The sequence below is a fragment of the Candidatus Pseudomonas auctus genome, from assembly GCF_048654275.1.
GTDB lineage: Bacteria > Pseudomonadota > Gammaproteobacteria > Pseudomonadales > Pseudomonadaceae > Aquipseudomonas > Aquipseudomonas pharyngis.
This window is the reverse complement of sequence record NZ_JBJYZK010000002.1, coordinates 42,643-63,736: the sequence shown is the minus strand read 5'-3', so window position 1 is coordinate 63,736 and position 21,094 is coordinate 42,643. Positions and strand designations below refer to the sequence as shown.

The following is a 21,094-nucleotide window of genomic DNA, read 5'->3' as shown; positions in this document are numbered from 1 at the left end:
TTTATCTGTGTGCTTGGTGATAATGCAACGGCTGTTTTTTCTTTATCGAGGGCCCTATAGCCTATGTGGTACGAAGGTTTTCTTGGCTTGTCGGCCTGGTCGCTGGTCGCCGTCACCCTGGTGATGACCCACGTGACGATCGTTGCCGTCACGGTCTACTTGCACCGCTACTCGGCCCATCGCTCCCTGGAGCTGAATGCCGGGCTGAAGCATTTCTTCCGTTTCTGGCTGTGGCTGACCACGGCGCAGAACACCCGCGAGTGGACTGCCATCCACCGCAAACACCACGCCAAATGCGAAACCGAAGACGACCCGCACAGCCCGGTCGTCAAGGGTCTGTCCACCGTCCTGCGCAAAGGTGCCGAGCTGTACCGCGAAGAAGCGCAGAACCCGGAAACCCTGCGCATCTACGGCAAGAACTGCCCCGAAGACTGGATCGAGCGCAACCTCTACAGCCGCTACCGGCTGCTGGGCGTGGCGATCATGGCCGTCGTCGACCTGCTGCTGTTCGGCACCATCGGCATCACCATCTGGGCGATCCAGATGATGTGGATTCCGGTCTGGGCGGCCGGTGTGGTCAACGGTCTGGGCCATGCCGTTGGCTACCGCAACTTCGAATGCCGCGACGCGGCGACCAATCTGGTGCCGTGGGGCATCCTGATCGGCGGCGAAGAACTGCACAACAACCATCACACCTACCCCAATTCGGCCAAGCTGTCGGTCAAGAAGTGGGAGTTCGACCTCGGCTGGGCGTGGATCCAGGTCTTCAGCTTCCTGCGTCTGGCCAAAGTGCAGCGGGTCGCGCCGATCGCCCACCGCGTCGAAGGCAAGGGCAGCCTGGACATGGACACCGCCATGGCGATCCTCAACAACCGCTTCCAGATCATGGCCCAGTACCGCAAGCTGGTGATCGGGCCACTGGTCAAGCAGGAACTGGCCAAGGTCGATCATTCGGTACGCCACCAGTTCCACCGGGCCAAACGCCTGCTCTCGCGGGAAACCAGCCTGCTGGAAGATCGCCACCACGCGCGCATCCAGAACATGCTCGAGCACAGCCAGGCGCTGAAGGTAATCTACGAGAAACGTCTGGCCCTGCAGCAGATCTGGGTCAAGACCAGCGCAAATGGCCACGACATGCTCGCCGCCATCAAGGAATGGGTACACGAGGCCGAGGCCAGCGGCATCCAGTCCCTGCGCGAATTCGCTGACCAGTTGAAAACCTACTCGCTGCGCCCTGTCGCCGCCTGAGTGCCGTTGATCGGTGCGCCCGGTTCCCGTGCGCACCCTTCGGAACTTCACCGTCGATCCCCTATCTCAAAGACACTTCGCCACCCCCGGCGGGTTTTCCCGTGGCCGTTGTCGATTGTTCGGCACGCCCTTTGAGATTCGTGTCGATGGTCAACAACAATCAAAAAGACTCATCCCCTCCCCAGTGGCCCGAGGCCGCGCAAACCCTGATGGCATTGATGCACGCCCAGGGCGAAGTCGCCCGGCTCAGCGAACGCGAGCAGCTGTTCAGTTCACTGCTGGTCAGCGTCAACGCCGTGCTTTGGGCCTTCAACTGGGAAACCCGTCAGGTGTTGTACGTCAGCCCCGCTTACGAGCGAATCTTCGGTCGTTCCGCCGGCCTGTTGCTGGCCGACTACAACCAGTGGCGCGACAGCATCTACCCGGATGATCTGGAATACGCCGAACGCAGCCTCGCCGAAGTGCTGCACAAAGGCGCCGTGGAAGACCGCGAATACCGGATCATCGCCGCCGACGGCCAGGTTCGCTGGGTCAGCGACAAGTGCTTCATCAATCGTCAGGACGAACCGGGGCAACCGGTGATCATCGTCGGCATCGCCGAAGACATCACCGACAAGAAGCAAATGGAAACCGAGCTGCAACGCCTGGCCACCACCGACGTACTGACCCAGAGCAGCAATCGCCGACACTTCTTCGAATGCGCCCACCGGGAATTTGAACAAGCCCGCCTGCAAGGCGCGCAAATGGCATTCCTGCTGCTGGACATCGATGACTTCAAAGTGATCAACGACACCTACGGCCACCCGGAGGGCGACAACGTGCTGCAACGGATCGCCGAATGCGGGCGAGCATCATTGCGCCGGGGAGACCTGTTCGGACGGATTGGCGGTGAGGAATTCGCTGCGGTTTTCCCGGGCTGTGCGCCGGACATGGCGATGCAGGTGGCCGAACGGCTACAACGGGAAATCCAGCGGCTGAGTTTCAACCATGGTGAACAGACGTTCGGTATCACCGTCAGCCAGGGCCTGACCAGCCTCACCCCGGAAGATGAAAGCCTCGACACCCTGTTCGCCCGCGCAGACGCGGCGATGTACGAGGCCAAGCGCCAGGGCAAGAACCGGATCATTTCCGCCTGATTCAAGACTGGATGCGCAATCAAACCGCTATTTGCGCATCCGTATCAGCTCCGGCAAGCCGATTTTAAGCAAGCGCGCCGTGCGGCTCTTCGCCAGTTCCTCGACGCCTTCATGCTCGGTCAGCCGCGCCATCTGCGCCGCCATGTTCATCACCAGTGCCTCGCGGGAATACACCCCGCCACCGAGCTGGTAGACCGAGGCAATCAGCTCGCGCAGCTCCAACGGCAAACGCCAGCGAGTGCGCAGCGCCGAGCCATACGCCGCACCGAATTCGGCCAGCGCATCGCCGACTTCCTCCAGCTCATCCAGCTCGCCGCCAGCCTGCTTCCACTCCTGCAGACAACGCAACAACGCCAGATCACCGAGGCGGTGGAGCATCCCGGCGCAATAGCAGCGCTCCTGATCCAGATCGAGCAGCCGCGCCAGCGTGCGGGCGTACTCGGCGGTGTGCAGCGACAGGCCCCAATAGCGCTCGGCGTAGTCGGCCAGACACGGGTCGCTGAGCCGGGCGCTGCGCTTGAGTGCCAAACCAAGGATCAGGTTCATGCTTTGACCGGTGCCCAGACGATGCAGCGCCTGGGCCAGGGTCTGCACTGGCGCACCGTGGTGCTGGGCGGCGCTGTTGGCGGCGGCGATCAACACGGCGGTGATCTGCGGGTCGGTGCGAATTTCCTCTTCCAGCAGCTTCAGATCCAGGCCGTTGGGATTGAGGCTGCGCTTGACCGCCACCTGCACGTCGGTCATCAGCGGCGCGCCGTCGGCCTGCTCGCGGCGGCGTTCGAGGAACACCGACAATGTCATGCCCGGCGCCAGGGCCGGTACTTCACAGAACACTTCTTCGCCGGCGTTCAGCAGCAGTCCCTGCAAACGCTCGGTCAGGCTTTCCATGTTCAGGGGTTTGGCCAGGTAGGCGGTCGGCGCCAGCGGCAAGGCTTCGCGCACGCTGGCGCTGTCGTTGCGACTGCTCATCAGAATGAACGGCAGCGGCGGGTTGCGTTTGCGCTGGCGCACGCTGCGCAACACGTTCAAGCCATCGACGCCGGGCAACTCCCAGTCGACGATCGCCAGGTCATAGGGCACTTCGCTGAGCAGCGTCATTGCCTCCTGGCCATCGGCGCACAGATCCAGCCGCGCATCGCAGCGCACATTTAGCAACACTTGTTTGAGCAGGTCACGAGACCACGGGTCGGCCTCGGCAATCAGGACTCTCGGTACAGCGGGTAAATCGACGGCCGTCATGCTCGCCCTCCCTTGCAATGCTTGAACCTTAGCCAATGCTGGCGTTTCGGTACAACCTGAAAACCGCGCAAGTGTTTCTCCAGGCATGAAAAAACCCGCCGAAGCGGGTTTTTTGTCGATCCGATCACACGGTGCTACGGATTACAGCTCCGAGAAGCACTCTTCGATGATCGCCAGGCCTTTGTCCAGTTGCTCGTCCGGCGAGGTCAGCGGTACCAGGACGCGCAGCACGTTGCCGTAGGTGCCGCAGGACAGCAGGATCAGGCCCTTGTCACGCGCCTTGGCCACGACAGCCGCGACGGCGGTCGGGTTTGGCTTGTGGCTGTCGCCGTTTTCGAACAGCTCGACCGCGATCATGGCGCCCAGGGCACGGACTTCGCCGATCACCGGGTACTTGGCCTGGATGGCTTTCAGGCCGGTAACCAGACGCTCGCCGACAGCCTTGCAGCGGTCCAGCAGTTTTTCTTCTTCGAACACTTCCATCACGGCCAGGGCCGCGGCGCAAGCGATCGGGCTACCGGCGTAGGTGCCGCCCAGGCCGCCTGGCGCGATGGCGTCCATGTATTCGGCCTTGCCGCACACACCGGCCAGCGGGAAGCCGCCAGCGATGGATTTGGCGAAGGTGGTCAGGTCGGCAGCAACGCCCATCTGTTCCATGGCGAAGAAGGTGCCGGTACGGCCAGCGCCGGTCTGCACTTCGTCAGCGATCAGCAGGATGCCGTGCTGGTCGCACAGGGCACGCAGACGCTTCATGAATTCTTTCGGCGCAACGTAGAAACCACCTTCACCCTGCACAGGCTCGATGATGATCGCGGCGATGTCTTTCGGCTCGGCGTCGTTCTTGAAGATGCGTTCGATGGAAGCGATCGAGTCGTCGATGCTCACGCCGTGCAGTTCGTTCGGGTACAGCGCGCGGAAGATGCCGCCTGGCATCAGGCCCATGCCGGCCGAGTAAGGCACGACTTTACCGGTCAGGCCCAGGGTCATCATGGTGCGACCGTGGTAAGCGCCGGTGAAGGCGATCACGCCAGCGCGGCCAGTGGCGGCACGGGCGATCTTGACGGCGTTTTCAACGGCTTCGGAGCCGGTGGTCACCAGCAGGGTTTTCTTGGCGAAGTCGCCCGGTACGCGAGCGTTGATTTTCTCGCACAGCTCGACGTACGGCTCGTAAGCCAGAACCTGGAAGCAGGTGTGGGTCAGCTTGTTCAGCTGCTCGGTCACGGCGGCGATGATTTTCGGGTGCACGTGGCCGGTGTTCAGTACGGCGATACCGCCGGCGAAGTCGATGAATTCACGACCTTCAACGTCGGTCACTGTCGCGTTCTTCGCGGACTCGGCGAAGATCGGGTGAATCTGGCCAACACCACGTGGAACAGCTGCGGTACGACGGGCCATCAGTTCAGCGTTAGTCTTGCTCATTACAGTCCTCATTCGCCGCTCATCGGGCGGCGTGGTTCAAGGATAAAGCGGGAGGAATCGGCGGTGGCAGCATGCGATGATCGACTGGCACGGCGTTCCCGGCCGCAGAGAAAATTCCGGTTTGAAACGACGCAAAGGGACAGCGCTCTCGTGCCCTTTGCGTTTACAGCGATCTTCTACCGAGGCTTAGATGCCCAGGCAGAGGTATTTGATTTCCAGGTAATCTTCGATGCCGTACTTGGAGCCTTCACGACCCAGGCCCGAGGCCTTGATGCCGCCGAACGGCGCGACTTCGTTGGAGATCAGCCCGGTGTTGACGCCGACCATGCCGTATTCCAGGGCTTCAGCCACACGGAACACACGGCCCAGGTCGCGAGCGTAGAAGTACGAGGCCAGACCGAACTCGGTGTCGTTCGACATCGCGATCACTTCGGCTTCGTCTTTGAAGCGGAACAGCGGCGCCAGCGGACCGAAGGTTTCTTCCTTGGCCACCGCCGCGTCTTTCGGCACGTTGGTCAGGATGGTCGGCTCGAAGAAGTTGCCTTCCATCGGCTTGCCACCGGCCAGAACGGTCGCGCCTTTGCTCACGGCGTCAGCGATGTGCTCTTGCACCTTGGCCACGGCTTTCTCGTCGATCAGCGGGCCGGTGGTGGTGCCTTCTTCCAGACCGTTGCCGATCTTCAGCTTGGCGACTGCCACTTTCAGCTTCTCGGCGAACGCGTCGTAGACCGAATCCTGAATGTACAGACGGTTGGCGCAGACGCAGGTCTGGCCGTTGTTGCGGTACTTGGAAATGATCGCGCCTTCGACGGCCTTATCCAGATCCGCGTCGTCGAACACGATGAACGGCGCGTTGCCGCCCAGTTCCAGGGAGACTTTCTTGATGTCCTTGGCGCATTCCGACATCAGCTGACGACCGATTTCGGTCGAGCCGGTGAAGGACAGTTTGCGCACGATCGGGTTGCTGGTCAGCTCGCTGCCGATATCGCCGGCGCTGCCGGAGACCACGCTGAACACACCTTTAGGGATGCCGGCGCGCTGGGCCAGTTCGGCCAGAGCGAATGCGGAGAACGGCGTTTGCGAAGCCGGCTTGAGCACCATGGTGCAACCGGCGGCCAGCGCAGGACCTGCCTTACGAGTGATCATCGCCGCCGGGAAGTTCCACGGGGTGATGGCAGCGGTCACGCCGATCGGTTGTTTGATCACGATCAGGCGCTTGTCCGGCTGGTGGCCAGGAATCACGTCGCCGTAAATGCGCTTGGCTTCTTCGGCGAACCATTCGATGAACGAAGCGGCGTAGACGATTTCGCCCTTGGCTTCGGCCAGTGGTTTGCCTTGCTCGAGGGTCATCAGGCGAGCGAGGTCGTCCTGGTGCTCGATCATCAGTTCGAACCAGCGACGCAGTTTGCCTGCACGCTCCTTGGCGGTCAGTGCACGCCAGGCCGGCAGCGCCTTGTCGGCGGCTTCGATGGCGCGGCGGGTTTCGGCAGCGCCCATCTTCGGTACGGTGCCCAGAATCTCGCCAGTGGCCGGGTTGTTGACCTTGATCGTCTGACCGTTGTCCGCGTCGACCCATGCGCCATCGATGAAGGCTTGCTGGCGGAACAACTGGGTGTCTTTAAGCTGCATGTCGGCTTTCCTTAACAGCACCGCGCAAGGCGCGGAGCAAAATTATGATTGTAGAAAGGCGCCTCGCAAGGCTGCCGTCAGGGAAATCATTCACCGGGCTGGCACATGAATAGCGCACGACTCGAAACGCGTGCGGCTCAGCACCTGGATCAGGAGCGTTTGAAATCTCAAACGAATCCTAGGTTCAAAGGGGTTGAAGGACAATAGGGCGTTCGAAAAAAAGAACAAAAACGCCGCAATTGCTGAACATTTCAGATCAACGTACAAGGAGCCCCGGTTGCAGGGAAACCATAGATCAGCCTCTCCAAAGCGCCAAGCGAGCCTTTTGCAGGACGTTACAGCTTTATGGAATGCAGGGTTTTCAAACCGACACTTGCACTGACAAACCACGCCAAAACCCGGCATGGACGCCCCGAGCCGACCTAGGTATGATGTCGCCCGCTGCACCAGTAGCTCAGCTGGATAGAGTACTGCCCTCCGAAGGCAGGGGTCGTGGGTTCGAATCCCGCCTGGTGCGCCATTGATTTAAACGAGAAAGCCCCGGACTGTGATGGTCCGGGGCTTTTTTGTATCTGCTGGCTGGCGACTCACTCCGTCGTCCAGTCAAACTCGTCATATTCATCATCGTCTTCTTCGTCCTCGATCAAGTCATCATCGAGAACGTCGTCCTCCAGATCCTCTTCGGTCTGTTTGGCCAGAAGAAACTCCTTGCGACTCTCTGTCACTGCCCGCCGCAGTTCCTCACCCTTGACCGGGCAGTTGAGCATTTGGGCGATGCGGTCGATTTTTTGGGCCACGGCATCCTCCAGCGCATCGGCAATGACCCGATAGTGCGCGTTTTTGCGGGTCAATGCCAAATGGCGGATGGCTGATACAGTCAGTTCTTGCGGATTTTTTCCAGCCGCAGGTCGAGATTCACGTTCGGATAGCGCTTGTGCAGGTTGTTGAACAGGCTGTCGGCCGCTTGCGACTGGCCGGACTCGCGCAGGCGCAGGACTTCGCGCAGTTGCGCGTCGAGACCGTTGACCGGGGCGGCGGCGCGCTTGCTGACCTTGGCTTCGTCCGCCGTGTCGGCGCTGATCGATTCGCTCTGCATCGGCGCGGCCATTTCCGCCATCGGCGCGGGAGCTGGCGCGGAAAGTGCGCCGGCAGGAGCCGACAGCGATCGGGCCTCCTGGCGGACCCCAGGCGCGGCCGGTTTGGCATCAGGGGCGAAATCGAATTGAGCCACGGGTTCCGGCGCACGCTGCACCAGCGACAGCATCAGCGCGATGCCGACCAGACTGGCAAAAGCCACTTGGTAGCGCGGCTTCTGGCAGGCCTTGAGCCAGCGTTGCCACAGGTTTTGCCGTGGTGCCGGAGTCTCACGGTGGGCGGCGTTGAGGATCAGCGCATCGAGATGCGCCGGCGGCTCGGCGTTGTGCTGTTCGCGCACATGCTTGAGCACTTGCTCTTCGGGTGTCGGGCGGGCGTCCGTCATGTCAGTACCTCCTCGGCCAGCAGCCGACGCAGTTTTTGCTGGGCGTAGCGCAAGCGGCTCTTGACGGTTTCCAGCGGTGTTTCGGTGAGGCTGGCGATTTGCGCCAGGTCGAGGTCGCCATGGGCGCGCAGCAGGAACACTTCGCGCTGGTCGGCGGGCAAGGATTGCAGGGCGCTCTCCAGGCGCTGGCTGTCGCGGCTGAGGTTGAGCAGTTGTTCGGGATCGGAGGCGTCGTCGCTGACGGCGTGAAATTGCTCGTCGTAGCTGTCATGCAGCGGTTGCCGGGCGCCGTGTTTGCGCCAGTGGTCGATCAGGCGATTGCGGGCAATCTGGAACAACCATGTACGAAAGGTCGCCCGGCCTTGTGGCTGACTGGCACTGCGGATCAGGCTCAGCCAGGTCTCCTGAAAAACCTCGTCGGCCAGTTCCGGTTTGCCGCTCAAACCGAGCAGAAACCGGTAAAGACTCTGCCGATGACGAGCGTACAGGATCTCGAACGCCTTGCCGTCACCCTCGCGATAACGGGCCAGCAGCGATTCGTCGCTGCTGGCCTCAAGGCTGTCTGCAGAAGCAAACAGCTGGGTGATGAAGCCTTTGAGGCGGCTCACTATTCAATCCGTCGCTCGGTGGACATTGCGTTGGAGGCCGTGGACGTACGCAGGCTCTGCGCCAGTTCCACCAGTTGCACGAACTCGTTGCGCAGGCCGAAGCGGTCATCGCCGCGTGCACCTCGGGCCAGGGCTTCGGTGTCCTTGAGGCTGAATTCGCCGGTGTAGCGGCCGTCCTTGAGTTGCTGGGAAAACGCGGCGACGGCGGCAGCAAAGCGCAGGTCTTCACTGGCGGACGCAACCTGACTGGCAATCGGCCGCTCGATCAGCAGACTTTTCCCTCCCTCAGGCTTTTGATATCGCACGCGCAGCATTGCCAATTCTCCTTTCTTCTCGGAAACCACAGCATCGGTTTTTCCGTAACGCAGCGGTTCCAGCCAGCCCTTCTCGCCTGTTGGGACAATTTCATACAACGCCGTCACCGTATGGCCCGCACCGATTTCACCGGCATCGACCTTGTCATTGCTGAAATCCTCACGCTTCAACGCGCGGTTCTCGTAACCGAGCAGGCGGTATTCGCTGACCTGCGCCGGGTTGAACTCGACCTGCAACTTGACGTTTTTCGCCACCACGGCGAGTGTCGAACCGAGTTGATCCACCAGCACCTTGCGCGCTTCGCGCAGGTTGTCGATGTAGGCGTAGTTGCCGTCACCGGCATCGGCCAGTTGTTCCATCAGGTGTTCATTGTAGTTATCCACACCGAAACCCAGGGTGGTCAGGGATATGCCGGTCTTGCGTTTATCCACAGCCATTTGTTTCAGGCTGTCGAAGTCGCTGATGCCGACATTGAAGTCACCGTCGGTGGCCAACAGGATGCGGTTGATGCCGTTGGGGATGAACGCCTGCTGCGCCATCTGGTAAGCCAGCTCGATGCCTGAAGCACCCGCAGTCGAGCCGCCAGCGGTCAATTGCTCGATGGCTGTGCGAATTTTCGTTTTTTCACGTCCGGAAGTCGGCTCCAGCACCACTCTGGATTCGCCGGCATACACCACCAGCGAAACCCGATCCTGCTCGCGCAATTGATCGACCAGCAACTTCAGGGTGCTTTTGACCCGCGGCAAGCCTTCGGGGCGGTCCATCGAGCCGGAGACATCCACCAGAAATACCAGATTGGCCGGGGCCAGTTCCGCCACCGCGCGGTCGGAGGCCTTGATGCCGATGCGCAGCAAGCGGGTGTGCGGGTTCCACGGTGAAGCGGCCAGTTCGGTGGTCACGCCGAAAGGCGAGCCATCGCTCGGCAGCGCGTAGTCGTAGGGAAAGTAATTGACCATCTCTTCCAGGCGCACCGCGCCTTCCGGCGGCAGTCGACCCTGATTGAGCAGTCGCCGCACGTTGGCGTAGGCGCCGGTGTCGACATCGGCGCTAAAGGTCGAGACCGGGGTTTCGGCGACGCTGTGGATCGGGTTGTCGGCCAGCTTGGCGTACTGCTCGCGCTGTTCGTCGCGATAGCCCTGTGGATAACTTTCAGCGGCCGGCAGCGGTGCAAAACTGGCGATCGGCGCCGCCCGTACACTGCGTTTGGCCATCGCGCTGTCGGCCATGACCACTTCGGGCTGCACGGAAGATTTCAGTTCAGTCTGCGCCGGAGGTGGCATGACGGTGGTTTCCGGGCTGGAGGAAACGCCGCAACCGGCAACCACCAGCAACACACTGGCAGCAAGGGGGCGCAGAAGCGTGGAAGGAAGGGACATGGGGGCTGACCTCGGGGAAGAATTGATCCATTCATCCCCTGAGACGGGCAGCCCTTTGCGTTCGGGTTAAACCTCGCCAAAAATTTTTTTCAGCGGTGATAACGCCGCACCGCACTGCTGTTGCGCAGCACGTGGCCTTTGATTTTTTCCATCAGCTGGGCGCGGGTCAGGCCGGCGGGCAAGGCGTCCGGGGCCAGATCCAGGGCGTAGATCTGGATGATGTAGTGGTGCGCGCTGTCGCCCACCGGTGGGCACGGGCCGACGTAGCTGGTGGTGCCTTTGCTGTTGGTGCCACCGACGCCTTCAAGGGCCGATTTGGCGCCAACGCCGGCGGCAATCTGCCGGGTCGTGGCCTTGATGCCGTAGTGAATCCAGTGATCGACACCCGCGCCTTTCTGGCCGTCCGGATCGTGCATGACGATGGCGTAGCTCAGGGTTCCGCTCGGGCCGGCGTTCCAGCTCAGGGCCGGCGACTGGTTCTTGCCGCCGCAGCCGGCCGCATCGCTGGCCGCCGCCGAGGTGAACAGGCGGTTATCCGACACGCCGGGAATGCTGAGGGTGAAACGCTCCTGGGCCTGCGCCGGAAACTGCACGCAAAGGGCGACGGCAACGGCCGCCAGCCAAGGGTTGAGAGAGGTCAATCGGGTCATTCCGGGAGCACCTTGTGCAGTTGGGCCTTCGTCGGCCTGCAAACTATAGCCGTACCGTTCGTGCCGTGGCAGTGGCAAATGGCTGAACCTCGCAATGCGGCCCAAACTCGTATGAGAAATGCCTGTGAGGAGCACGACCATGACCCTGCACCGTGTCGCCCGTTTCGCCGATGTGCCTGAAGACCGTGGGCTGGAGGTGCAAATCGGCGACTGCAAGATCGTCCTGCTGCGCGCCGCCGGCCAGTTGCGTGCCTTTCAGGGGCAATGCCCGCACGCCGGCGCGCCGCTGGCGGAAGGAGCGTTGTGCCACGGCCGGCTGATCTGCCCGTGGCACAAGGCAGCTTTTCGTGCCGAAGATGGCGCGTTGTGCGAGCCACCGGCGCTGGACAGCCTCAAGCGTTATCCGCTGGAACTGCGCGGCGACGAGGTGTGGGTCGATGACCAGCCGCTGCCGGATCCGCACACCCCGCCGCAGGACGACCCGCGCACCTTTGTGATCGTCGGCGCCGGTGCCGGGGGAACGGCCTGCGCCGCCGCCCTGCGGGAAAAAGGCTTCGGCGGGCGAATCGTGCTGATCGACCGCGAGCCGGACGCCGGCTACGACCGAACGGTGCTGAGCAAATTCGTGCTGTCCGGGGAAATGCCGTCGGCGGAAACCCCGCCCCTGCGCGATGACGATTTTTACCGCGAACAGCACATCAACCGGGTTTCAGGCGAGGTCACAGGGCTCGATGCCGATACCAAAACCCTTCACCTGAGCGATGGCCGCACACTGCATTACAGCGCGGCGGTGCTGGCCACCGGCGCAACGCCGAACACGCTGGAACTACCCGGCGCCGACCTGCCTCAAGTATTTGTCCTGCGCTGCAAAGCCCAGGCGCAATCCATCATGGACGCCGCCCAGCCGGGCCAGCGCGCGGTGATCATCGGTGACAGTTTCATTGCGCTCGAATGCGCCTCGGCCCTGCGCCAGCACGGTCTCGAGGTGACGGTGCTGGCGCGTCACGAGATTCCCTTCGCGGCGCAATTCGGTGAAGCCGTGGGCAAGGCGATCCGGGCACTGCATGAAGAACACGGCGTGAAATTCATCACCGATCACGAAGCCAGGGAGATCACCGGCGACGGCAAGGTCGAGGCGGTGTTGCTCGACAACGGCCTGCGCCTGTCGGCGGATCTGGTGTTGGCGGGAATCGGCGTGCATCCGGCCACCGAAGCCTTCGGCGACCTGCCGCGCGAGGACGATCAATCACTGTTGGTCGATGCCAGCCTGCGCGTGGCTGACGACCTGTGGGCGATTGGCGATATCGCCACCTTCCCGTTGAACGGCAAACCACAACGCATCGAACACTGGCGCCTGGCCCAGCAGCACGCGTGGATCGCCGCCGCCAACCTGCTCGGTGGCGACGAGCATTACCTCGACGTGCCGTATTTCTGGACCTGGCATTTCGGCCGCAACTACGACTATCTCGGTCACGCCGAGGCGTGGGATGCGGTCGAATTTATCGGCGAACCCGAACAGCCACCGTTTATCGGGCTGTTCGGGAACAAAGGCGTGGTGGCGGCGGCGGTGGCCTGTGAGCAGGAACGGGCGATGGCGCTGCTGGCCGAGCGCATGAAACAACCGCTGCCGATGGATGAAGCCTGGCGGCTGATTCGCGCCGTCAGGTGATCCGGTTCAGCGGCTCGCGGTTGTCGTCGTCCTCGGCGTGCAGAAATATCACCCGAGGATGCTCCAGCGGGGCCAGCGGTGGTGGCAGCTCTTGCGGCTGAACCGGCCACAGATGCGGCACCACATGGCTGACGTCGCCGTCCTGATCGTTGTGGATGGTCATCACGCCCGGGCCGCGCAATTTCTGAAAGCGCTCGTCACACAATTTGAAGCTGCGGCTCAGCCCTTCATCGTCGACCACCGGGGACGGCAGGCGGCGCTGGGCGAAGCTTCGGCTCTTGCGTTGCTGATAGCGCGCCCAGCCGATCAGGATCACCGCGTTGACCAGCGCCACCCACAGGTAAATCTGCAAGGTGCCAAGGGCTTCGAACGCCGAATTGTCGATGCGCGGCCCGCCTTCGTGGGTCTCGATCAGCGGCCATAGACCGCGCGCCAGCAGATACAGCAGGCCGATCCAGGCCAGCACGGTGAAGAACGCATCGACCACCACCAGAAACGGCCGTTGGCGGGTTCGGATGATTTTCATTTGATAACCTCCTCTTCATCGTCCCCGAGCGGCTTGATACCCCGGTCGGGACTGACCCAGCGCGCACGCTTCTGGTGTTGGCCGAACAAGACTTTGGGGAAACTGACCAGCGTGGTCAGCAGGCTGACGAACCAGAACGCAATCGGATACCAGACCACCCAGAACATGGTCTTGCCCAGGCCCGGCTCGTAACGACGGTCAATGATGATGCTGACCGCGAACTGCACCAGGCAGACAAACGCCAGCAGCAGACCGGTGAACGCCGGGGGCATCAGGTGATCGACCGCAATGGCTTCAGGCATGACCACGAACTTGCCGACGGCCCAGAAGATCACCGACAACAGGAAGGTGAACGCCCAACCGGTCGACAGGCAGTATTCGAACAGCAGCGGCCACAGGTAACGGTGGCGGTACTGCCAGATCCCGCGAATGTTCTTGAACAGCACTTCGGCGCCGCCCTGGGCCCAGCGCAGACGCTGTTTCCACAGACCGCGCAGGGTTTCCGGCATCAGGATCCAGCACAGGGCACGGGGCTCGTAGAAAATGCTCCAGTGGTCCAGTTGCAGCTTCCAGCTGATGTCGATGTCTTCGGTGATCATGTCCGGGCTCCAGTAGCCAACCCGGTTCAGCGCGGTGCGGCGGAACGCGACGATCACACCCGACACCGTAAAGATCCGCCCGAACACCCGCTGGGTGCGCTTGATCAGCCCGATGATCGACGAGAACTCGCCGACCTGAACCCGCCCGACCAGAGTCGAACGTGTGCGGATCCGTGGGTTGCCGGTCACCGCACCCAGTCGTGCGTTGTCGAGCATCGGCGCCACAAGGTAAGCGGCGGTGTTCGGCGCCAGCAGCGCGTCACCGTCGATGCACACCAGATATTCGCTGCGCGCAGCGATGGCGCCCATGCGCAGGGCCACGGCCTTGCCCTGGTTTTCCGCCAGGTGCAGCACCCGCAGCCGTGGGTCTTCCTTGGCCAGCGCATCCAGCACTTGCGCGGTGTTGTCCTTGGAGCCGTCATTGATCGCGATGACTTCGATGTTCGGGTAATGCTGCGCCAGCGCCGCGTGGATGGTGTCGGCGGCGTTGTCGCCCTCGTTGTAGCAAGGGATCAGGATCGAAATCAGCGGTTCGCCTTCCAGCGGTGGCGGCAGGGTGTCGTCCTTCCACGGCCAGTGCCGTTCCCAGTGCAGCCAGAAATACAGGCCACCGGAAATCCACAACCCGGACATGAACAGCGGGTAGAAGAACACGAAGTCCATCAGGAATTGCCCGGTGACCAGGAAGATCAGCCCCAGCGGGACGCCGAGGACGATCGCCAGAACAAGCAGGGCCAGCAGTCTATCCAGCATGTCATGGGTTCCATTTGTTGGAGAGCGCAGGCCGCACGGTTTTCAGGTCCGGCAGGTTCTCGAGGAAGTTGTCCGGGTAGTAGCCGAAACTGGTGGCGCCCTGACGCTTGAGGCGGCTCATCCAGTCGGCCAGTTGTGCGCCGTCGATGTCGGCCTGGTCCTTTTTCGTCCAGTCTCGGGCTTGCAGTTCGAACACCGTGCGGTCCAGCGCACCAGGGCGCTGTTTGATCTTCGCCACCAGCTCTTCGAGCCACGGGCCGGATTGCGCATGGGTCTGTTTTTCCATGAGCGGCATGGCCATCGGCGCCGTCCAGTCGTAGGTCCCGAGGAAGTCGTCGAGGTTCTGCGCGAACCACGCTTCGCTGTGCGGATTGAGCACCGGCTCGGCGAAGATGTTGCGTGCGGTGAGCACTTGCGGGCCACGAATCGCGCGCACCTTGGCGGTGAGTTCGTTGGTGAAGTCGATCAGGTAACGGCTCTTGAACCGCGTCCAGCGCTGCATCGCTGCCGGATCGTCACGCAGGGCGGCGATCGAGCCCGGCAAGCCTTGGGCGGCGTAAGCCTTCAGTGCCTGCGGGCTGGCGTCTTCGAAGTCCGAAAGCACTGCGTCGTCGTGGTAGAGAATGCCGTCGACCGAAGTCAGGCGTGCCACGTCTTCGTAGATCTCGCCGATGATCCGCCGCACTTCGGGATCGAACGGCGACAGGCGTTTGTATTGATCCGGGTCGACCGCGGTCGTGCCGGTCTTCGGATCCCAGCGCGTCACCCGTGGCAACTTCGAATCCAGCTCGAAACTCAGCACCGGCATCCACGCGAAGACCTTCACGTGAGCCCGGGTACGCAATTGCCAGGCGACGCGGTCGAACAGGTCGGCGCGCATCGGCAGATGACGGTTGGGGAAGTACAGCGAATGCACCAGCCCATCGCCCTTCGGATCGGCGAAGGCTTGCAGGAACACGGTGTTGGCGCCCATGTCGGCCATGCGCTGGATCAGTTTGCCGAGGTTGATTTCCTGCTGCGCCGGGTCCGGGTCGTAGACGTTGTCCAGATCGACGTGGACCACGCGCATGGTGAAATCCGATTGCACGCCGACCACGCTGTTGGCGAAGTGCTCGCCGTCAGGGTCGGAAGCCACCAGGAAACGCGGCCCGCTCATCAGGTTGTCGAGGGCATCGAGGCCGTCATCGAGGGTCAGGGCCATTTCATAGCCCTCTTCGCTGACCACGGTCAGCGACGTGCCGTCCGCCGTGCCGTAAGGCCAGACCCAGACGCGCGGTTTCTTACCGGTGTTCTTGCGGATTTTCTCCGAGATCGCTTGCACGTCGGCGCGGATCCGCGCCTGGAAATCGGCTTCGGATTCGTAGCGCTTGCTCACCGGATCGTAGCGTCGGGTCGCGGCCGCCGGCTGCAGGTTGCCTTGCGGATTGGCGAGAATGCCTTTGTGATTGGCATCGGTGTGGGCGGCGATTTCCACCAGGCCCGATTGCGAGATTTCCCGCACCTGAGCCCAGGTCAGGAAGTCCGAGCGCGGACGCGGCGTGCCGGCGAAATCCACCGGTTGGTTCAGCGGCGTATCGATCCAGGTACCGACCGGCGCCAGCAGCGCATGCCAGTTGTAGGCGCGCAATACCGGCAACACTCGGGTGTAGAAGCTTGAGTAACCGTCGTCGAAGCTGAGCAGGATTGCCTTGGGCGGCAGTTCCGGCCCGCCTTGGCGCGCGGCCATGATCTGGTCGACCGTCACCGGTTTGTAGTTGTTCTCCCGCAGCCAGGCGAGCTGTTCGAGCAGGCGCTCGGTACGCACCGCCACCACCGCCTGATCGGGGTCACGATCTTCGACATCGTGGTAGGCAATGCCCAGCACGTGGTTTTTCGGCCAGGGCTTTTCATTGGCTGCCAGCGGTCGCTCGGACGGCGGCGCAAAGGCCGGGGCTTGCTGGGCGCAGGCGCTGACCAGCAGCACTCCCAGCAGAAGGAAGAAACGCGAAATCAAAGGCATCTTCAAACTCTTCTAGAAGCGGAAAGTGAGGTCGACGAGCAGACGCAGATCGGTTTCCCGGTCACCGTCGTAGGGCCGGTTGATCACGCTGAACAAACCGCCCACCTCGAACACGTCGTTCCAGGCGTAGCGCTGGCCGTAACCGAGCAATGCCATGCCGCCGGTGCCGTGATCACGCTGGCTGTAAGTGCCCGCTCCGGCCTGGAACTGCTGGCTCCAGGCGGTTTCGTAGCGGTGGTACAGCACGTGATTGACGTTGAGCAGCGGCATGACGCTGAAGTCCGACTTCGGGTTGAAGTACGGCACGTCATCGGACTTTGAGTTGTGGCTGGTGCCCACTTCCAGGCCCGCATCGACTTGCAGGTTCGGCGCGCTGTAGACGCCCTCTTTTCCGGTCAGCAAGGCTTCGACGCGGTTGTTGCCGTCGCTGAAGTGCGACGGGCTGACCGCCAGCCGCCACTCGCGGCTCTCGTTGCCGCGCCAACGGATGAAACCGCTGCCGCCGTTGGCCTTGATGTCGCTGTTCAATGCCCGCAGCGGGGTTTCGGCCGAGAGGTATTCAAGGCTGCCGCCGTATTGCCAGTGGTCGTTGATATCCCGGGCAATCGCCAGACGCGCGCCCTGCTTGTCGCCGAAACCGTAGGAATGATTCGACACTTCGGCTTCGAGGGTCATGTCGCGGGTGCGACGCTCCAGGCCGACACGCTGGAAGCGGTGGTGGCCGGTGCCCTCGGCAAAATCGCCAGTGGCGTATCCGGCCCCGGCGAACACTCGCCAGTCTTCATCGATCGGCGGGCTGTAAAGGGTGGTCTGGATACCGAAATCCCGGCTGCCGGAGACCGCGCCGGCATCGCCACCGCTGCCGCCGTTGGCCTTGCCGCCGTAGGCCTCGACGCGCAGCTCGGACATGTCGTGCACTTCACGTTCACGGGCCAGACGCTGGACCTGACGGTTGTCGGGGAAACGCGCCACCACGTCATCGGTCAGCGCATCCATCTGCCGCCATTCCTGGAGGTCCATGGCGGTGCGGGCCTGCGCGACTTCCAGGCCCATGTCGCGCGGCGCGATGCTTTCGGTTTCCTTGAGCTGGTTTTCCGCGCGGCGCGGCCAGTTGCGGGCCAGGTACAGATCGGCCTGGGCCAGGCGCAGGCCGATGTTGCCCGGTGCCTGATCCACCAGGGTCTGCAAACGCTCTTCACCGTGAGGCAGGTCGGAGCCATAGGTGCCGGCCTGTGCCGCCAGTTGCTGGGCGTCCATCCATTCGTCGTTGGGGTTGCCGATCGGCAAGCCCTTGAGTTCGACACGCGGCTTCTGCGCCTTGGCCTGATCCTCAGCAACCTTGCGCGCCTCTTCGGCGCGGTCGCTTTCCAGAAGCGAGTAATACAGCGCCGTGGTGTCTTCGAGTCGGTCGCCGACATCGGCGTCCGGCGCCGCCAGCACCTGACGGTAAAGATCGGTGGCGATTTCCGGCTGGCGCTGATCCAGATAGGACGCCGCCACCCAGCGCAGGGCGTAGGTCGGGATCTTCACGCCTTCGGCTTGCAGCTTCTGGTATTCGCTGATGACTTCGGCGGTGCGCGCCCGGGCCTTGAGTGCGCCCATGCGGTCGATGCGCCAGCGGGTCACGTCATCGTGGGCGCTGGCGTCCGGGGTCCAGGTGGCGAGCAACTGGTCGTAGTCGGCCAGGGCGCGGTCGGCGATCACGTAGCGTTCTTTTTCGCTGCGGGTGGCCAGTTCGGCCAGGCGCACGCGTTCGGCGGCCAGATCACCTTCCAGTCGACGCAAGGTGACGGGATCGATCAACCCCGGACGCTGCCTGGCAAGCCGCAGCGCCGGCTCCGGCAGACGCGCCTTTTGCAGGGCGACCACGTATTCGCGGGCGACCTCGGGTTTGTTGCCGGCGCGCATGAAGGCCTGGTCGTATTCGAACAGCGCGTCGTACGGCTTGCCGGCGCGACTCAAGGCGTAGCCCAGCGCCAGTCGGCGAGCAGGATCATCGGGTTTGGCGGCGACCAGCGAACGGGCGCGGATCACCCCTTCGTCAGGCTTGCCGGAGTCGGCCTGGGTCAGCGCGAGACCGAGTTGCAGGTCGGCGTTGTCCGGCTCCAGGGTCAGGGCCTGGTTGTAGACCTGGATCGCCTGATCCCAGCGCTTGAGGTTGCGGTAGGCCCGGGCGGTGGCGGTCAGCGCCTGAACCGGCAGTGCGCGGCCACGACCCTGGGTCTCGTAGACCTGCACCACTTCCGCATCAAGTCCGGCCCAACCGGCGATTTGCAGGTGATCGCTGACCTGGCCGGTGGTGGCCTGGGCCGGCGGCACCTGACGCAAAACGGTCAGCGCGGGTGTGTAATGCCCGGCCCGGGCGTCGAGCACCATTTGATCGTAGGCCGTGGCGGCGAACGCGAACGCCGGCCAGAGCAACTGGCTGCACAGCGCGACTCGAAACAAAGGGCGTAAACCACGATGTAATACAGGACCATCAATACGCGGCATTCGTCAGCATCCTTACATGGCCAGCCGGGTAGCAGTGCCCCCCCTTGCCCAATTCGTAACGGAGGCCAAGTAGATCACCTGGCCAAGCTATCCAAGCAGTCTTGCACGCAAGCGTAGATCAATATTCAGAACACAATAATTGTTCAGATTCGTGACGAGGACTGGCCCCGGCTGACCGTTGACCCGGATGCCAGACAGCAAAACGCCCGGCGTCTGCGGGTGCAGAGGCCGGGCGTTTCGGTGACGCGCGAGGCGTTTACTGAGGCTGTTCGATACTGCCGAACTTGCTCATCAGGAAGCCCACGAACTGCTCGACGGTCATCTTCTGGCCGTTGAATTCAACCTGATTGGCGGCGTAATGCAGCTTGGTGACAACGTTGGTGCCATCCAGGGTCGCCAGCTGCGAACCGACGGCCATGCCGGCAAACATGTCGGCGCCAGCGCTGGCCTGGTCGACGATGGCCTTGGCATCGGTCTGGCCATCGATTTGCGCCTGCACGCTGAGCAGGTCGACCAGCATCGGCTTGGACACCAACACATTGATGTCCAGCAGCGCGATCAACTGTTTGCCCAGTTGATCCGGTGGCAGGTCCATCGATGCAGGCTTGGTCAGATCAAGCACCAGATTCGCCCGGCTTTCGCCGTTGGCGGTTTTCAGCGACAGGTCTTCCAGCGCCAGTTGCGGCCCGGCGGCCAGCAGTTTCTGCAGGTCGGCCTTGACCTGGGTCGACTCGGCCTCGGTCAGGTTCAGCTCCGGTGCCGGCAGGCCGGCGGCGGTGGCTTCGGCAGCAGCTTTTTCGTAAGGCTGCAGCTTGGTCTGATAGATCTGCATCAGCGACATGGCCGACGGGATGTCGAGGTTCTTCAGGCTCATGGCCAGGTTGGCCGAACCGATCTTCTTGTCGTTGAGAGTCACTTCAGCGACCTTGTAGTCGGCACGGCCGGAGGCGTTGCTGCCGTTCTCTTCGGTACGGTTCTTCATTTCGAAGTTCTTCACGCCCAGCACCGACTGCTTGGCGCCGAAGGTGGTCTTGCTGCTGGTCAGCTCCAGGGTGTTCTCGCCGGTGTAATAGCCGTAGGTACTCTTGGCGAGGTTGCTGGCCAGGGTCAGGCCATTGAGTTCGATCTGCACCGGGGTCTGGTCTTCGGCGACCGTGGTCAGGCGCAGGCTGTCCATGTAGCCGTCGGCCTTGACCTTCTGGGCCTGGGCGCTGGCGGAAATATCCATGTTCAAGCCGGAAAACTTCAGGTTCGACTTGTCATCCAGCGCGGTTTCCAGTGGCAGCAGTTCGAGGTTGCCGGTGGTGGACTGGTCGTAGCCGATGTTGACCACACCTTTGAGCGGCGCCGCGCCCTTGGTGGCGGCAAACCATTTTTCGGTGATCGGGGTCTTTTCCAGCTCGAAGTGACTGGTGGCCATGACCGGCAGCCATTTCAGCGACACCAGACGCGAGAACGGCAGCGGGCCGTGTTCGATGTGGTCGACGAACAGCAGCTCGACCGGCGCTTCGCCGAACATTTCACCCTCGCCCTTGAGGCGATAGTGCGCGGTGCTGCTGAAGGTGTTGCGCTCCAGCGATACCAGTTCCAGCGACGCACTGCCGTTGGAGCCGGCCATGGCGGTCTGCAACTCGCTGTTGGCATTGGCGACGGCGTTGTTCAGCACGCCTTCGATTTTGGTGCCGGTGTACCAGGCCCCGCCTACGCTGATGGCGCCAATGGCCACAACAATTCCGAGAAGCACGCCTGCTGATTTATTCATGAATGACCTGATCGATTTCCGTGGCTGAAAGTGTGGTCGTCTTCCCTGAACCCGTGACCGGGCCGTGGCGCGACTCCGCTGAATTTAGCGGTGGAGATTAGCACCGGGTGCGCCTGGCAGCCCAATGTTTAAAGGTTAAAGAATGTCGACAAGACATGGACAAACAAAAAGATCGCCGGGTTCGGCGATCTTT

General features: G+C 62.5%; 16 protein-coding genes and 1 tRNA gene. 4 read left to right on the top strand and 13 right to left on the bottom strand.

Annotated elements, in window-relative coordinates:
* Positions 1 to 63 precede the first annotated feature (63 nt).
* A complete protein-coding gene (gene desA, locus ACKUG4_RS03845; protein WP_039772978.1) occupies positions 64 to 1,248 on the top strand; it encodes a delta-9 fatty acid desaturase DesA in 1,185 nt (394 codons plus the stop codon).
* Positions 1,249 to 1,394: 146 nt separating this feature from the next.
* Positions 1,395 to 2,384 carry a GGDEF domain-containing protein gene (locus ACKUG4_RS03840; RefSeq protein ID WP_064592624.1) on the top strand — a complete coding sequence of 330 codons (990 nt, stop codon included), beginning with the start codon at positions 1,395 to 1,397 and terminating at the stop codon, positions 2,382 to 2,384.
* Between the two features lie 27 nt (positions 2,385 to 2,411).
* Here the strand turns inward: ACKUG4_RS03840 and ACKUG4_RS03835 are convergent, their stop codons facing one another.
* The 3 genes from ACKUG4_RS03835 to gabD form a co-directional block, all read right to left on the bottom strand.
* Complete coding sequence (locus ACKUG4_RS03835; protein ID WP_163973818.1) at positions 2,412 to 3,623, bottom strand: response regulator; 1,212 nt, start codon at positions 3,621 to 3,623, stop codon at positions 2,412 to 2,414.
* Positions 3,624 to 3,764: 141 nt separating this feature from the next.
* Positions 3,765 to 5,042 carry a 4-aminobutyrate--2-oxoglutarate transaminase gene (gene gabT, locus ACKUG4_RS03830; protein WP_007957613.1) on the bottom strand — a complete coding sequence of 426 codons (1,278 nt, stop codon included), beginning with the start codon at positions 5,040 to 5,042 and terminating at the stop codon, positions 3,765 to 3,767.
* A 186-nt stretch (positions 5,043 to 5,228) separates the two neighbouring features.
* Complete coding sequence (gabD, locus tag ACKUG4_RS03825; protein WP_064592619.1) at positions 5,229 to 6,671, bottom strand: NADP-dependent succinate-semialdehyde dehydrogenase; 1,443 nt, start codon at positions 6,669 to 6,671, stop codon at positions 5,229 to 5,231.
* A 443-nt stretch (positions 6,672 to 7,114) separates the two neighbouring features.
* On the opposite strand from gabD, the gene ACKUG4_RS03820 reads away from it, so the two are divergent.
* Positions 7,115 to 7,191 (top strand) — tRNA-Arg (locus ACKUG4_RS03820).
* Positions 7,192 to 7,258: 67 nt separating this feature from the next.
* On the opposite strand, the gene ACKUG4_RS03815 is transcribed toward ACKUG4_RS03820, so the two are convergent.
* The 5 genes from ACKUG4_RS03815 to ACKUG4_RS03795 all read right to left on the bottom strand — a co-directional run bounded on the left by ACKUG4_RS03815 (position 7,259) and on the right by ACKUG4_RS03795 (position 11,100).
* Positions 7,259 to 7,528 carry a hypothetical protein gene (locus ACKUG4_RS03815; protein WP_445433497.1) on the bottom strand — a complete coding sequence of 90 codons (270 nt, stop codon included), beginning with the start codon at positions 7,526 to 7,528 and terminating at the stop codon, positions 7,259 to 7,261.
* 20 nt (positions 7,529 to 7,548) lie between these two features.
* The gene (locus tag ACKUG4_RS03810; protein WP_445433496.1) at positions 7,549 to 8,151 is read right to left on the bottom strand and encodes a hypothetical protein; all 603 of its coding nucleotides are present in this window, start codon (positions 8,149 to 8,151) and stop codon (positions 7,549 to 7,551) included.
* On the bottom strand, positions 8,148 to 8,729 hold the full coding sequence (locus ACKUG4_RS03805) for an RNA polymerase sigma factor (protein ID WP_039773061.1): 582 nt from the start codon (positions 8,727 to 8,729) through the stop codon (positions 8,148 to 8,150). Before ACKUG4_RS03805 ends, ACKUG4_RS03810 begins: the two co-directional genes overlap by 4 nt.
* Positions 8,730 to 8,758: 29 nt before the next feature.
* Complete coding sequence (locus tag ACKUG4_RS03800; RefSeq protein WP_445433495.1) at positions 8,759 to 10,450, bottom strand: vWA domain-containing protein; 1,692 nt, start codon at positions 10,448 to 10,450, stop codon at positions 8,759 to 8,761.
* A gap of 89 nt (positions 10,451 to 10,539) precedes the next feature.
* Complete coding sequence (locus ACKUG4_RS03795) at positions 10,540 to 11,100, bottom strand: YbhB/YbcL family Raf kinase inhibitor-like protein (protein ID WP_064592611.1); 561 nt, start codon at positions 11,098 to 11,100, stop codon at positions 10,540 to 10,542.
* 139 nt (positions 11,101 to 11,239) lie between these two features.
* On the opposite strand from ACKUG4_RS03795, the gene ACKUG4_RS03790 reads away from it, so the two are divergent.
* Positions 11,240 to 12,769 (top strand): FAD-dependent oxidoreductase, encoded by a 1,530-nt coding sequence (locus ACKUG4_RS03790; protein WP_445433494.1) that lies wholly within the window; start codon positions 11,240 to 11,242, stop codon positions 12,767 to 12,769.
* Here ACKUG4_RS03790 and pgaD read toward each other — a convergent pair.
* From pgaD to ACKUG4_RS03765, 5 genes are all read right to left on the bottom strand, one after another.
* Complete coding sequence (gene pgaD / locus ACKUG4_RS03785; RefSeq protein ID WP_074689361.1) at positions 12,762 to 13,295, bottom strand: poly-beta-1,6-N-acetyl-D-glucosamine biosynthesis protein PgaD; 534 nt, start codon at positions 13,293 to 13,295, stop codon at positions 12,762 to 12,764. The two genes, ACKUG4_RS03790 and pgaD, sit on opposite strands and share 8 nt — an antisense overlap.
* Positions 13,292 to 14,647 carry a poly-beta-1,6-N-acetyl-D-glucosamine synthase gene (pgaC, locus tag ACKUG4_RS03780; protein ID WP_064592607.1) on the bottom strand — a complete coding sequence of 452 codons (1,356 nt, stop codon included), beginning with the start codon at positions 14,645 to 14,647 and terminating at the stop codon, positions 13,292 to 13,294. The genes pgaD and pgaC overlap by 4 nt, the downstream gene beginning before the upstream one ends.
* A 1-nt stretch (position 14,648) precedes the next feature.
* A complete protein-coding gene (gene pgaB / locus ACKUG4_RS03775; protein WP_445433493.1) occupies positions 14,649 to 16,646 on the bottom strand; it encodes a poly-beta-1,6-N-acetyl-D-glucosamine N-deacetylase PgaB in 1,998 nt (665 codons plus the stop codon).
* 12 nt (positions 16,647 to 16,658) lie between these two features.
* Positions 16,659 to 19,139 (bottom strand): poly-beta-1,6 N-acetyl-D-glucosamine export porin PgaA, encoded by a 2,481-nt coding sequence (gene pgaA / locus ACKUG4_RS03770; protein ID WP_445433492.1) that lies wholly within the window; start codon positions 19,137 to 19,139, stop codon positions 16,659 to 16,661.
* 256 nt (positions 19,140 to 19,395) lie between these two features.
* Positions 19,396 to 20,901: a YdgA family protein gene (locus ACKUG4_RS03765; protein ID WP_445433491.1), complete on the bottom strand. Its 1,506-nt coding sequence runs from the start codon at positions 20,899 to 20,901 to the stop codon at positions 19,396 to 19,398.
* Positions 20,902 to 21,094: the final 193 nt, after the last annotated feature.

What these genes read in the sequence shown, in the direction of transcription:
- desA (WP_039772978.1), top strand. Translation starts at nt 64, where the DNA reads ATGTGGTACGAAGGTTTTCTTGGCTTGTCGGCCTGGTCGCTGGTCGCC.
- ACKUG4_RS03840 (WP_064592624.1), top strand. Translation starts at nt 1,395, where the DNA reads ATGGTCAACAACAATCAAAAAGACTCATCCCCTCCCCAGTGGCCCGAG.
- ACKUG4_RS03835 (WP_163973818.1), bottom strand. Translation starts at nt 3,623, where the DNA reads ATGACGGCCGTCGATTTACCCGCTGTACCGAGAGTCCTGATTGCCGAG.
- gabT (WP_007957613.1), bottom strand. Translation starts at nt 5,042, where the DNA reads ATGAGCAAGACTAACGCTGAACTGATGGCCCGTCGTACCGCAGCTGTT.
- gabD (WP_064592619.1), bottom strand. Translation starts at nt 6,671, where the DNA reads ATGCAGCTTAAAGACACCCAGTTGTTCCGCCAGCAAGCCTTCATCGAT.
- ACKUG4_RS03810 (WP_445433496.1), bottom strand. Translation starts at nt 8,151, where the DNA reads ATGACGGACGCCCGCCCGACACCCGAAGAGCAAGTGCTCAAGCATGTG.
- ACKUG4_RS03800 (WP_445433495.1), bottom strand. Translation starts at nt 10,450, where the DNA reads ATGTCCCTTCCTTCCACGCTTCTGCGCCCCCTTGCTGCCAGTGTGTTG.
- ACKUG4_RS03795 (WP_064592611.1), bottom strand. Translation starts at nt 11,100, where the DNA reads ATGACCCGATTGACCTCTCTCAACCCTTGGCTGGCGGCCGTTGCCGTC.
- ACKUG4_RS03790 (WP_445433494.1), top strand. Translation starts at nt 11,240, where the DNA reads ATGACCCTGCACCGTGTCGCCCGTTTCGCCGATGTGCCTGAAGACCGT.
- pgaD (WP_074689361.1), bottom strand. Translation starts at nt 13,295, where the DNA reads ATGAAAATCATCCGAACCCGCCAACGGCCGTTTCTGGTGGTGGTCGAT.
- pgaC (WP_064592607.1), bottom strand. Translation starts at nt 14,647, where the DNA reads ATGCTGGATAGACTGCTGGCCCTGCTTGTTCTGGCGATCGTCCTCGGC.
- pgaB (WP_445433493.1), bottom strand. Translation starts at nt 16,646, where the DNA reads ATGCCTTTGATTTCGCGTTTCTTCCTTCTGCTGGGAGTGCTGCTGGTC.
- pgaA (WP_445433492.1), bottom strand. Translation starts at nt 19,139, where the DNA reads ATGCCGCGTATTGATGGTCCTGTATTACATCGTGGTTTACGCCCTTTG.
- ACKUG4_RS03765 (WP_445433491.1), bottom strand. Translation starts at nt 20,901, where the DNA reads ATGAATAAATCAGCAGGCGTGCTTCTCGGAATTGTTGTGGCCATTGGC.